The sequence below is a fragment of the Dyadobacter sp. BE31 genome, assembly GCF_031457695.1.
Classification (GTDB): domain Bacteria; phylum Bacteroidota; class Bacteroidia; order Cytophagales; family Spirosomataceae; genus Dyadobacter.
The window spans coordinates 1,053,055-1,065,510 of sequence record NZ_JAVDXA010000002.1; the positions used below are offsets into that span (position 1 = coordinate 1,053,055).

Sequence of the window (12,456 nt, forward strand, 5' to 3'; positions counted from 1 at the left end):
TTAAACAGCTGGCAAGGCTATGAAAATATTACACCAATTTCTCCTGCTTTTTGTGCTTACGGGCCTGCTTTCGTGCAGCGACGACTTCGTCAATGTCGAAAACCCGGGCGCATTGTCACCTTCGCAATATCCCAATTCGGTAACCGACCTCGAACAGTTGCTGACGGGCGTGTATGCCACCCAGCACGCCACCGGCCTCTACGGGCACACCATGCTGGGTAAAAACCTCTGGCTCTGGGACCACACCCTCGACCTGAGCTGGCAGGGTACTCCGACGTGGATCCAGATGGGCCAGAACAATTCGCAGCCCAACGACAGCTTCCTGTACGACACCTGGCGCGAGCTCTGGCGCGGCGTGCAGCGCAGCAATACACTGCTCGCCTCCATTGAAACCTACCGCCAGAAAGCGCCCAACGACGCCGCGGCCATTGACCTGATCAAAGGACAAGCACTTTTCCTGCGCGCCTGGTACTATTTCCACCTGGTATCGTTCTGGGGAGAGGGCTTCAATGCGGCTACGGATGGTGCCAAAATGGGCGTGCCCATCATTACCGAAGTAGCTCCGGGCCTCGAAGCGACACAGGTACCGCGCAAAACGGTGAAGGAAGGTTGGGATTTCATTATCAGCGATCTCAAAGCGGCCGAAGGCTTGCTCAAAAGCACCAGCTGGACCGGCGCTACTGACAAACACAAGGTGTCGGGCTGGGCGGTGAAGGGTTTTCTAGGCAAAGTATATGCCTATCAGGCCGATTGGGCCAACGCCAAAACCTACCTCGGTGATGTGGTGACCAACAGTGGTAAATCGCTCGTGTCGTTCGATGTGTATAAGGATATGTTCAATGGTAAAAATGAATTTACCAGCGAATCCCTTTTTGAACTGAACCTGAATGTGGACATGACCGCCCGCGGTGGCGACGACCAGTCGATGGGTTCGAGCATCGGGATGGTGATCGCGCCTACGTACGTGAGCGACAATGGCGGGCAGGCAGCTTCGGCCTGGTCGAACGTGTTCCCGCATGCCAAAAACATTGCCCGTTTCGGGTTTAATGAGGGGCACTATTTCAAACCCGGTACCACGAGCGCCAATATCGCCAATGTGGATCCTGCTTACATTACCCGCTCGCTGGAAGCGAAGAAAAAGCAAACCGTCGACCCGCGCCTTTGGGTAGCCTGCTACCAGCCTTACGTGGATTCGATGGTTGTGAGCGGCAAAAAGCGGCCTATTTCGCATTATCTCGACATTACCGAGCTGGATATGGAGGCTTGGAGCTTCCGTAAATTCACGAACCCGAACGGTACCGAAGCGGAGATCAACATGTCGAATGGGGCTAACTTCCCGTGGCTTCGGCTGGCCGATGTGTACTTGCTTTATGCCGAAACGCTCTCGCATTCAGGCGACAATGCGGGTGCATTGGAATACATTAACAAGGTCAAAAGAAGGGCATACGGGCTGCCGGTCAATACACCTTCGGCTTTGGACTACAAGAGCCTTACCGACCAAACGAAAGCGACAGACGCCGTCCTGAAAAACGACCCGCTCAAATACGAACGCTGGGCGGAGCTTTTCGCCGAAGGCCATTGGTGGCTCGACGTCCGTCGCTGGCAGATCGGCGATAAGGAGGCGGCTTACTACCAGCGCATCCGCGGAGGCGCCATCCAATGGGACCCTACGGATTACGCACAGCCGATCCCGATCAACGAAATCACCGCCAACGTGAACATGCGACAAAATCCGGGGTATTGATGCTATTTTGACTACAAGTATTACGGTGCGCTGCACCTCTGCGTTTTTGCACCGGTCACGAAGAGGTGCAGCGCACCGCAATATTTGTGGATTCAATATTCCACCGTCGGTTTGTACCAAAAACGCCAAGGTGCAGCGCACCGCAATATTTATTCAATATTCCATTTCATGTATTCGAACCAACACAAAAACGTCGGTCCGACGGGACGATTTTTGCGGATATTGTCGATTTTGGCAATGTTAACAGCATTGGCCGCATTCGTTAGCCTGCACACCGACGACCGTAACGCCGACTGGATCGCCTACGGCGGTAACAAGGCCGGGAACCGCTATTCGCCATTGACGCAGATTAACCTCAGTAATGTAAGCCAGCTGAAAGTAGCCTGGGAATACGACGCCTCGAAACTGGCCCCGGGCACGGTACCTGCCCGCCGCCCGATGGAAATCCAGTGCCAGCCGATCATCGTAAACGGCATCTTGTACGGCACCACGCCGCAGCTGTGCCTGTTTGCATTGAAGGCCGACACCGGCGAGGAGCTTTGGCGTTTCGACCCATTCGCAGGCGGCACACCGCGTTTCCATGTGAGCAGGGGTGTTATGTTTTGGGAAGACGGGCGGGATAAAAGAATCCTTTACACAGCAGGTAACCACCTTTGTGCCGTCGATGCCGCCACTGGAAAACTAGTGCAGGGCTTCGGCAATGGTGGAAAAGTAGACCTGAGCCAGGGGGTAGCCGGTCGGCCGGGGCGTGAAAATGATAAACTATCGGTGGATGCGACTTCTCCGGGCGTGATTTACAAGGATATGCTGGTGATAGGGTCGCGCGTGTCGGAGTATGGGGATGCCGCGCCCGGGCACATACGTGCATTTGACGTGCGCACGGGAACGCTCAAATGGACATTTCACACCGTGCCCGAACCGGGAGAACCCGGCCACGATACCTGGCCCAAAGATGCCTGGAAGCGCATTGGCGGCGCCAATAGTTGGGCCGGTATGGTGCTCGACGAAAAACGGGGCGCGGTGTACTTTGGTACCGGCTCGCCGTCGGTCGATTTTTATGGTGCCGACCGCGAAGGGAAGAACTTGTATGCCAATTGCGTGATATCACTGAATGCCGAGACCGGGAAAATGAACTGGTACTACCAAACCGTCCATCACGACCTTTGGGACAGGGATATTTCGTGCCAGCCCAATCTTTTGACAGTCAGGCATAAAGGCCCGGACGGCAAACTCCGGAAGATCGACGCCGTAGCGCAGGCGACCAAGGACGGCCTGCTTTTCCTGGTCGACCGTGACACCGGCAGGCCGCTGTTTCCAGTGGAGGAACGCCCCGCGTTGACGGATTACCATCTTCCCGGTGAACATCCGTGGCCCACACAGCCTTTCCCGGCCAAGCCGGCGCCGTTTTCGCGGCAGAATTTTACAGAAAGCGAAATCACTGATCGCACGCCTGAAGCACACGCATTTGTGAAGGAAAAATTCGCCCAGACCCGCTCCGGCAACAAGTATATGCCGCCCAGCAAGGAAGGAAGCCTGTACCTGGGCATCGGCGGAGGCGCTGAATGGGGTGGTAATGCGGCCGACCCGGAAGGTATTCTATACCAAAACGCCAACGAAATGGTATGGGACCTGAAAATGATGGATTATAGCGGGAGGGGCGGTAATACTGCCCGCCAAGCTGCGGCGTCGCCCGGCCAGGCCGTGTACATGCGGAATTGTGCCGCCTGCCACCGCGCCGACAGACAAGGCAGCGGGCAGGAATATCCGAGCCTTGTGCAGGTTGGCAACAGATTGTCGAAGGAGGAAATTGGCAATATTATCAAAAGCGGACGCGGGCGAATGCCTTCATTCCAGCATATTTCCGAGAAGGAACGGGAGGAATTGGTAGGCTTTCTTTTAAATACAACACCCAAAACACCTGTTATCGAGCAGCACAGCGCGAGCGAAGCGCCTGAGGAGGCCAAATCGGCATTTCCCTACATCCCGCCTTACATTAATAATGGCTGGACGCGCTTTTTCGACCCGGACGGTTACCCGGCTATCAAACCACCCTGGGGCACACTCAACGCTATCGACCTGAACACGGGCGAATACCTCTGGCGCGTACCACTCGGGGAATTCCCGGAGCTCACCAAAAAGGGCGTCCCTATTACCGGCACGGAAAACTACGGCGGGCCGATCGTGACGGCAGGAGGGCTGGTGTTCATTGCCGGCACCAAAGACGAGAAGATCCGCGCATTCGATCGCAAAACCGGCAAAACCGTTTGGGAATACCAACTACCGGCAGGCGGCTTCGCAACCCCCGCTACCTACATGGTGAACGGCAGGCAATATGTGGTGATCGCCGCCGGCGGAGCCAAAAACGGGCACAAGCCTGGGGGGAAGTATATCGCATTTGCATTGCCGGGAGGGGGGATTGACGATTGACTATGGACTGCCGACCGCCGACCATGGACCACCGACCATGGACCATGGTCCAATTCTGACTATCCCTGACCCACTGACTATCCCTGACCCATTGACTATTTCTGACCCACTGACTATTCTTGACCCATTGACTATCCCTGACCTACTGACTACTCTTGACCCATTGACTATCCCTGACCTACTGACCATTCCTGACCCATTGACCATTCCTGACCCATTAGCCATTTTGACCCATTGATAACCATTCCTAATCCAAACGTTTATGAACAACAATACCTTTGAGCCCCAACAGAATCGTCGTGACGCTTTGAAAATGCTGGGAGCGGGATCGGCAGCCGGATTGCTCGGCCTGCTCGGTTCGGCCGACCGCGCTCATGCGCATTACACGCAACCCGCGTATGCGAGAGGCATGGCGCCGGTGAAAATCAAAAGCGTGAAAGCGATCGTCACCGCACCCCAGGGCTCCAACCTGATCGTCGTGAAAGTGGAAACCACCGAACCGGGCCTGTACGGGCTTGGCTGCGCTACCTTTACCCAGCGTGCATTTGCGGTGGTGACGGCGATTGATACTTATCTCAATGAATTCTGTGTGGGCAAGGATGTCGACAACATCGAAGACATGTGGCATTCGACCTACGTGAGCTCCTACTGGCGCAACGGCCCGGTGCTGAACAATGCATTGAGCGGACTGGATGAGGCACTTTGGGACATCAAAGGCAAGCGCGCGGGGATGCCGGTGTACCAGTTGCTGGGCGGTAAAGCGCGGTTCGCGATCCCTTGTTACACCCACGCCAATGGTAACACACCCGAAGCTGTCGCCGATGACGTCCAGCGGATTATGGACCGGGGTTTTAAATACATCCGCATTCAGCAGGGCGGCTATGGTGCCGTGGGTGCAACCGAGCAAAAGCCGGATTTCAAAGCCGCAGGTTTTGGCGGGGCTACCGATAACTATATGAATGAAAGGGCGTATCTGAAATCGGTTCCAAAGCTTTTTGAAGCGGTGCGCAAGCGCTGCGGCGAGGATATCGAGCTGCTGCACGACATTCACGAGCGTGTGCAGCCGATGGACGCCATTAATATGATCAAAGCGCTGGAAACGTACCGGCCTTTTTTCATTGAAGATCCATTTTCGCCCGAAAACATGGGCTGGTTCCGTCAGCTGCGGCAAAGTACCACGGTGCCGATAGCCATGGGCGAGTTGTTCAACAACGTGAACGAATTCCGCGACCCGATGGCCAACCAATGGTTCGACTACATCCGTTGCCACGTGTCGCAGATCGGCGGCATTACACCGGCTATGAAAGTGGCAAGGCTGGGCGAGTGGTTCAATATCAAAACGGCCTGGCACGGACCGGGCGACGTTTCGCCGGTGGGCCACGCTGCGCACGCGCATATCGATCTCGCTGTCTGGAACTTCGGTATCCAGGAGGCCGTGAGCTTCAACGAAAAGACCCAGGCGATTTTCAAAGGCTGCCCGACGATGAAGGACGGGTATATGTCGGTGAACGAGGTGCCGGGGCTGGGCGTGGATATTGATGAAAAAGAAGCCGCGAAGTATCCGATCACGAGCAAATCCAACTGGCAGGTTCGTAAATTTGACGGTACGAGCATCCGACCGTAATGTTTGTTGGTCGCAAATGCCGTCAGACATGTAATATGGGTAGCATCAAGTTGATATTGAGAATTCCAATGCCGTAGGCATGTAACAGCGAATGAAACGCGAGTCTCTATTTAAATTGATCATATTGTTAATGCCCTTTCTGGTACTACTGGTGCTGGAAGGGGCGTTGCGGTTGTTTGGCTACGGGCACGATCTGGCGGTTTTTACGGAAGATCCAGCCAGGAAAGGCTACCTGGTGCTCAATCCGCACGCTTCAAAGCGCTATTTCGCCAATCAGCAGAATGCCACCTATGGCAACGCCGAGCCTTTCACTGCGAACAAGGCGCCGGGCGTGTTTCGCATCTTCGTATTGGGCGAATCTACGACCATTGGTTATCCATATATGAACAATGGGTCGTTTCACCGCTGGCTGCAATACCGGCTTCTACAAACCTATCCCGACCGTGATTTCGAGGTCATTAATCTTTCGCTGACGGCCGTAAATTCCTACACCGTCCTCGATTTCGGCAAAGCTGTGCTCGATTATGAGCCGGATGCCGTGCTGGTATACACGGGCCATAACGAGTACTACGGAGCGATGGGCGTGGCTGCTACCAAAGGCATCGGCCATAACCGCACGCTGGCCTGCTGGCTGATGAAACTGCGCAGTTGGCGCCTTACCCAACTGATGGCGACGGTAGCCGACAAAATTACCGGGCTGATTTCGGGTGAAAACGTCGATTTGCGCGAAAACCTGATGAAGCGAATGGCCGCCGACCAGCAGATCGCATTCGGCTCGGCCGCATACAATGCCGGAATTGAGCAGTTCAGGGCCAATATGGACGAACTCGCCGCAGCAGCCAGTGCGCGAGGCATTCCCTTGCTGATCAGTAACCTTGTCAGCAATGAGAAGGATCTGAAACCCTTTATCAGTATCTCCGACGGACGAGGGAAATCGGCCGATGCGCATTATCAATCAGGCATTCGGTTGTACCATCAGGCCGATTATCCGTCTGCTAAAAAGGAGTTCGTGATGGCGAAGGAGCTCGATGCATTGCGTTTCCGCGCGCCGGACGCATTGAATACCATTATCAAAGACATCGCGCACGCACACAAGGGCGTGACGCTCGTAGACGCGCGCGACCTTTTTAAAAAACACGCTGCCGGGGGTATTTTGGGCAAGGAAACGCTCCTCGAACATGTGCATCCCAATTTGCAGGGATATGCGCTGCTTTCAGAAGCGTTTTATCAGACCCTTCGGCAAACGGGCCTATTGCCGGCATCATCAGCCGAAATGCCCTTTGAAGCATTGAAAAAGCAAATGCCCATTACTCCCATGGATTCTCTGAAAGGAGAGTATGAAATGATGATCCTCAAAGAAGGCTGGCCGTTCAATATCCCGATGCCGACGGAAGAAAAGCGGGAGAAAACGGAAGAAGAGAAGCTGGCGGGTGCGCTGGTGGTCAAACAAATATCCTGGCGCGATGCGATGGTCCGGCTGCAACAGCATTACGCTGCCGCCAAAGACACCGCCGCAATGCTCCGCGTGGCCGAAGCGCTGGCGCTCGACGATCCGTTAAATGCGGTGTATTTCGATAATGCCGGCAAGCTCAGTATCGCCTTGGGTTTACATCGCCAGGCAGTTAACTACCTGTCAAAAGCATTCCGGATGGAGAATAGCTTCGAGCGCGCGCGGATGCTTTTTGTGATATTACTTAAAATGGACCAGCCGGAAGAAGCATTGCCTTATGTGCGCTACGCGGCCGCCAATAACACTTCGCGGTTTAATCTGAATGAACTGCTTTCGTTCGTGCAGCAGCAGGTGGAAGCAAAAAAGCGGCGTTAGTGCCGTCGGTATGTTTGGTGCAAAGCTCCTGCTTTGCACACGCCATTCGCAGGCCTCCGGCCGGTCGATATTGCAATATGCTTGCTGCATAGACCGGCCGGCCAGAGGCCTGCGAATATCAGGCACGAAGGTTTACCTTCGCGCTACCCGTTACTTCAACCATCATTTACGAAGGGTGCTGAAAAAAGATATCTCACCATCGGTTTTGACCATCAGCACATCGGCTTCTTTGCCTTTGGAAACGGTTACGAAATAGTGATCGGCGTCTTCGAACTGGGTGCCGTAAAGGAGCATGTTGGTGTCGTTATTCTCGTTGTCTTTGTACTCTACCACTGCACCGATTGCGTAGCCTTTAAATTGTTTCTGGATCTCTTTTTGTGCTTTGGCAGGGACATCGGAGAATTTTTTGTCGGCGGTGGTACCTACCAGCATGAAATGGTTGTCGTAGTAGGCGGTTTGTTGCTGGCCGTCTTTGGTAAACGTAACTTCATCGAACTGCGGGCCTCTTACCCATTTGGCATCGGGTACCTGGCCGAAATCGGCGTAAAAGCTGTCTTTGGAGCGGGCACTTACCTCCTGACGTGCTGCGGCGTGTTTTTCGGCGCGGTGTTCTTTTTTGATGTCTTTGGCAAGGGTTTGTGCCTGAGCTCCTGTGATTGCCAGCGCGGCGATGATAGCGGATGTGATGAAAGTTTTCATTGTGATGCTATGTTTTTTGGTGATTGATCGTTTGAATGATCCAAAACTACCTGGTGCGGCCAACCTGGGAAACAGTGCGTGGGCAGAAGGGCAGAAACTGTCGGTGAAAAGGGCAAAAGTGTCTTTGTGATTTCTTTTCGCTACTTTGGTTTTCGCATTCCTCCCACCAAACCGGATCTTTAATTATGAATTGCCTGGTGATCGACGACAACATCATTGCCCGCACCACATTGAAGCAGCTTGTGAAGCACGACAAAGAGCTGGTGCTCATCGGGGAATGCGACAATGCCATGGACGCCTACCGCAGGATCATGGATGAACAGGTGGACCTCTTGCTGCTCGACATTGAAATGGAAGGAATGACGGGGATCGAACTGGTGAAAAGTCTGAGCAGTAAAAACCCGGTGATCATATTCACGACGTCCAAAAAGGAGTACGCCGCAGAGGCATTCGAGCTCAACGTGGCCGATTATATCACCAAACCGGTAACGCCCGCCCGCTTCTTGCAGGCCATTGAAAAGGCCAGGGAGATTTTCAGGAGTAAAAAACAGGAGGTGAGGATGGAGGACGACAGTTTCCTGTTCATCAGGGATTCTAATATCGTTCGCCGTTTGAAAATCGGTGATATCCTGTATGCCGAAGCCATGGGGGACTATGTCAAACTGTATACGCTAGAAAAATTTTACTCCGTACACACCTCTTTGAAGGAGGTGGAAGCGAAACTCCCTGAATCGAAATTCCTGCGCGTACACCGCTCATTTATCATCCAGGTAGGTAAAATCGACACAATCGAAGGCGGCACGCTTATTATTAACAAAAAAATGGTACCCGTTGCCGATACCTATCGCGCGGCGTTGAACCGCAGGCTGAATGTTTTGTGATTTTTGAAAAGTTGAATCCATGAGAGTCCGCACGCTTGTCATTTACATTACCACGGGTTTCGTGGCTGCGGTGCTTGCCCTGGTGGCCGTGCAGTATATGACGCGGCGCAATTTGGAGGAGCTGATCAGCGCCAATGAGAGCCTGCTCGATGAGTACCGGATGAGCAGCGGGCTTTCGCACCAGGCAGATAGTACCAGCCGCGCGGCATTGGCGGTGAAGATCAACTTGGTAGACCAAAGCGGCCAGCGGGTCTTGCGTTGGAATTTGTATCTGACGATCGGCGTGCTGGCGTTGCTTACGGCGGTTTTTGCGATCATTATCGGCCGGATGAAGAAACAGGCGGAACTGATCGGCCAGCTCAATACCAGCGAAAGGAAGCTGAAAGAGGCCGTGCTCGTGAAAGAGAATTTTCTGGCCAATATGAGCCACGAAATCCGGACACCGCTGAATGCGATTTTAGGCTACACCAATCTCCTACAAAAGAAGAAACTCGACGCGGATACCCGCTTGCATATCACTACGGTGCAGCAATCCGGGGAGACGCTGCTGGCCATCGTGAACGACATCCTCGACCTGTCTAAAATAGAGTCGGGCATGATGCGGATCGAACACGTGCCGTTCGATCCCGAGGCATTGGTGCATTCGGTAGGAACGATGTTCCACCACCGCTCGGCCGAAAAAAACGTGCCGCTCATTGTGTCGTTCGATCCGGCGATCCCGGAAACAATTACGGGCGACCCGACCCGGCTGACGCAGATCCTTGTCAACCTGGTGAGCAATGCATTTAAATTCACAGAAACCGGTGAAATAAATCTTCGCGTCACAGCGAACGGCCGTAACGATGACCGCGTGAACCTGATGTTCGAGGTGACGGACACCGGGATCGGCATCGAAACCGAGCGGCTCGAAACGATTTTTGAACGATTCCGGCAGGCGGAAGACTCTACTACCCGACAGTTTGGGGGCACCGGCCTGGGATTATCCATCGTACGCGACCTCGTGCATTTGCAGGATGGGCATATTGCCCTATCGAGCAAGCCAGGGGCAGGTACTTCGGTGAAGGTGACCATTCCTTACCGGGTAGCGGTGGAGAGCGAATTGCCCCTTGCCGGTGCTCCTGCCGAAGCCGCGCACGCGCAACGCCCAGGCTTGCGTGTGTTGATTGCGGAAGACCATATCATTAACCAGGGGCTCATGATGCGCCTGATGGAAGAGCGGGGGATAGCAGGCCGTGTGGCAACCAATGGGTTTGAGGCGATTGAAATGCTTCGCAGCGAGCCATTCGACCTTGTTTTTATGGATATTCAAATGCCTGGAATGGATGGCTACACGGCTACGCGCGCGATACGTGAGGAACTGAAACTGACGATTCCTGTAATCGCGATGACGGCCCATGCGATGGAGGGGGAAAAAGAGAAATGCATCCGCCTCGGAATGGACGATCACATGGCCAAGCCAGTCAGGGAAAGCGAGCTGGACAGGGTATTGACCACTTACACCAAACCCTTATTACGAAATGGTGTTTCCGTTAATCCGTTCAAAGTGATTGATCTCGACTATATGCGGGAGATCAGCAACGGCGATGCTAGCTACGAAAAGCTGGTGACCGAACAGTTCCTGCACCTGATGCCGCGAGAGCTGGAAGCGCTGTCGGCGGCGGTAGGAAAGCGCGACCGCAGCGAAATCCGCCGCATTGCCCACGGAATCAAAACTACGATTTCGATTATGGGCCTGAATGCATTGCTGGACGAGCCGCTGGATGTCCTGGAAAATGGATCCTCCGCGAAGGAAGATATCTCCGGGCTGGTGGAGCAGGTACTAGGCGTTTGCAAGGAGGCGCTGGGAGAGGCAGGGATATTTTACCGACAGTTTCAGCGGGATTAGGCGCGTGTCGAAAATTGTGAAATGGGTGGATGCAACGCATGGCAGAAATAAATCGGTCTCATCGGTTACATTATTTTTCTTTGATTATATTGTACCGAAACTCGACCGCGCTATGCTCCCTTACAAACCCATCCTGTTTTTCTTCTTTATCTGCCTGTCGATCGGCGTGAAAGCCCAGATCCGGTTTGAAAAGGGCTATTTTGTAGGCAACGATAAGGTGAAAACCGTGTGCAGTATCCGGAATGTGGATTGGGATAACAGCCCGTCGTCGTTCCGCTACCAGCTACCGGGGAGTGATGAAGTGCTGGAAGCTACTTTACAGGACGTGAGTGCATTTGGAATCGATGCGGGTAACGCGTATGTACGGGCCTTCGTGAAGGTGGATCAGAGCTCTACCGATGTGAGCCGGCTTTCCAATGGCCGTAATCCCGAATGGAAGGAGGAGCTTGTGTTCCTCAAAGTGCTGGTCGAAGGAGAGGCGACGCTGCTGCAATACAAGCGGGATGAGATCAGCCAGTTTTACTATCAGAAAGCAGATTCTCTGTTTACACCGTTGATTTTCAAGAGATATATTGACGGGAATGGGCAGCGGGCCATTAGTTTCGGCTTCCGGCAGCAACTGCTGAACGATCTTTCGTGTGAGGGGCTCAGCCGGTTGGAGATCGAGCGGACCAATTATCGAGAGGGCGATCTCGTTCGCTTTTTCGAGCGCTATAACACTTGCCGTAACCCAGCGGCGAAGAATGTCGTCAAGCAGGCAAAGAGGAACGTTTTCAATGTAAAGATCACCGCGGGAGCAGATTTGACCATGCTTTCGACCCGGAATTTTACATTTACAAACAAGGGAAAACGCAACGGAAGCGAGGTTTCCCCACGGGTCGGTCTGGAAGGGGAATATTTCGCGCCGTTTCATAAAAACAAATGGTCGGTCGTGGCCGAGCCCAGTTTCCAGTATTACAAATTTCCCCTGGCTTCTCCCGGATACACGCTCGATGCCGAGTTCTGGACCGTCGAACTGCCGGTGGGGATCCGCCATCACTTTTACCTGACAGATCAAACCAAAATATTCGTAAATGTGCTGTACGCCTGGACTTTGAAGGAGCAGGCAACGGGCAAGCGGGACGATAACGTGAACTACGGGGTCATTGCCGGGTCCAATTTTGCCGGCGGGATAGGTGTTGCCAGCGGCCGTTTCAGCCTGGAAGCACGCTACTATTTCAACCGAAGTCTTTATTTGTACCGCGCGAGGGTCGATGCAGGTTATAACAAAGCTTCGCTGATCCTTGGGTACAAGCTTTTCAGCAAATAGGGCTGAGTGCAATCCCCGGCAACATTTCAGATCCCCGATGGTAGAACCGCCGGGGATTTGCG

8 protein-coding genes are annotated in these 12,456 nt (G+C 53.8%); 7 read left to right on the forward strand and 1 reads right to left on the reverse strand.

What is annotated here, in order from left to right; all coding sequences use genetic code 11:
* Nucleotides 1–19: 19 nt before the first annotated feature.
* From J2Y43_RS12930 to J2Y43_RS12945, 4 genes are all read left to right on the forward strand, one after another.
* The gene (locus J2Y43_RS12930; protein WP_309983130.1) at nt 20–1,744 is read left to right on the forward strand and encodes a RagB/SusD family nutrient uptake outer membrane protein; all 1,725 of its coding nucleotides are present in this window, start codon (nt 20–22) and stop codon (nt 1,742–1,744) included.
* Nucleotides 1,745–1,912: 168 nt separating this feature from the next.
* Nucleotides 1,913–4,171 (forward strand): PQQ-binding-like beta-propeller repeat protein, encoded by a 2,259-nt coding sequence (locus tag J2Y43_RS12935; protein WP_309983132.1) that lies wholly within the window; start codon nt 1,913–1,915, stop codon nt 4,169–4,171.
* Nucleotides 4,172–4,433: 262 nt separating this feature from the next.
* Nucleotides 4,434–5,795, forward strand: a complete 1,362-nt coding sequence (locus J2Y43_RS12940) for an enolase C-terminal domain-like protein (protein ID WP_309983134.1) — start codon at nt 4,434–4,436, stop codon at nt 5,793–5,795.
* Between the two features lie 130 nt (nt 5,796–5,925).
* Entirely contained in the window at nt 5,926–7,620 is a 1,695-nt protein-coding gene (locus J2Y43_RS12945; protein WP_309983136.1) for an SGNH/GDSL hydrolase family protein, read from the forward strand.
* A 162-nt stretch (nt 7,621–7,782) separates the two neighbouring features.
* Here the strand turns inward: J2Y43_RS12945 and J2Y43_RS12950 are convergent, their stop codons facing one another.
* Nucleotides 7,783–8,319, reverse strand: a complete 537-nt coding sequence (locus J2Y43_RS12950; RefSeq protein ID WP_309983139.1) for a hypothetical protein — start codon at nt 8,317–8,319, stop codon at nt 7,783–7,785.
* Between the two features lie 185 nt (nt 8,320–8,504).
* On the opposite strand from J2Y43_RS12950, the gene J2Y43_RS12955 reads away from it, so the two are divergent.
* The 3 genes from J2Y43_RS12955 to J2Y43_RS12965 all read left to right on the forward strand — a co-directional run bounded on the left by J2Y43_RS12955 (nt 8,505) and on the right by J2Y43_RS12965 (nt 12,394).
* Entirely contained in the window at nt 8,505–9,200 is a 696-nt protein-coding gene (locus J2Y43_RS12955) for a LytTR family DNA-binding domain-containing protein (protein ID WP_309983141.1), read from the forward strand.
* A 19-nt stretch (nt 9,201–9,219) separates the two neighbouring features.
* Nucleotides 9,220–11,085, forward strand: coding sequence for an ATP-binding protein (locus J2Y43_RS12960; protein ID WP_309983143.1), 1,866 nt, complete (start codon nt 9,220–9,222; stop codon nt 11,083–11,085).
* 112 nt (nt 11,086–11,197) lie between these two features.
* Nucleotides 11,198–12,394 carry a hypothetical protein gene (locus J2Y43_RS12965; protein ID WP_309983145.1) on the forward strand — a complete coding sequence of 399 codons (1,197 nt, stop codon included), beginning with the start codon at nt 11,198–11,200 and terminating at the stop codon, nt 12,392–12,394.
* Nucleotides 12,395–12,456 lie beyond the last annotated feature (62 nt).

Excerpts from the sequence above, each read along its gene's own strand:
- J2Y43_RS12930 (WP_309983130.1), top strand. The coding sequence starts at position 20 with ATGAAAATATTACACCAATTTCTCCTGCTTTTTGTGCTTACGGGCCTG.
- J2Y43_RS12935 (WP_309983132.1), top strand. The coding sequence starts at position 1,913 with ATGTATTCGAACCAACACAAAAACGTCGGTCCGACGGGACGATTTTTG.
- J2Y43_RS12940 (WP_309983134.1), top strand. The coding sequence starts at position 4,434 with ATGAACAACAATACCTTTGAGCCCCAACAGAATCGTCGTGACGCTTTG.
- J2Y43_RS12945 (WP_309983136.1), top strand. The coding sequence starts at position 5,926 with ATGCCCTTTCTGGTACTACTGGTGCTGGAAGGGGCGTTGCGGTTGTTT.
- J2Y43_RS12950 (WP_309983139.1), bottom strand. The coding sequence starts at position 8,319 with ATGAAAACTTTCATCACATCCGCTATCATCGCCGCGCTGGCAATCACA.
- J2Y43_RS12955 (WP_309983141.1), top strand. The coding sequence starts at position 8,505 with ATGAATTGCCTGGTGATCGACGACAACATCATTGCCCGCACCACATTG.
- J2Y43_RS12960 (WP_309983143.1), top strand. The coding sequence starts at position 9,220 with ATGAGAGTCCGCACGCTTGTCATTTACATTACCACGGGTTTCGTGGCT.
- J2Y43_RS12965 (WP_309983145.1), top strand. The coding sequence starts at position 11,198 with ATGCTCCCTTACAAACCCATCCTGTTTTTCTTCTTTATCTGCCTGTCG.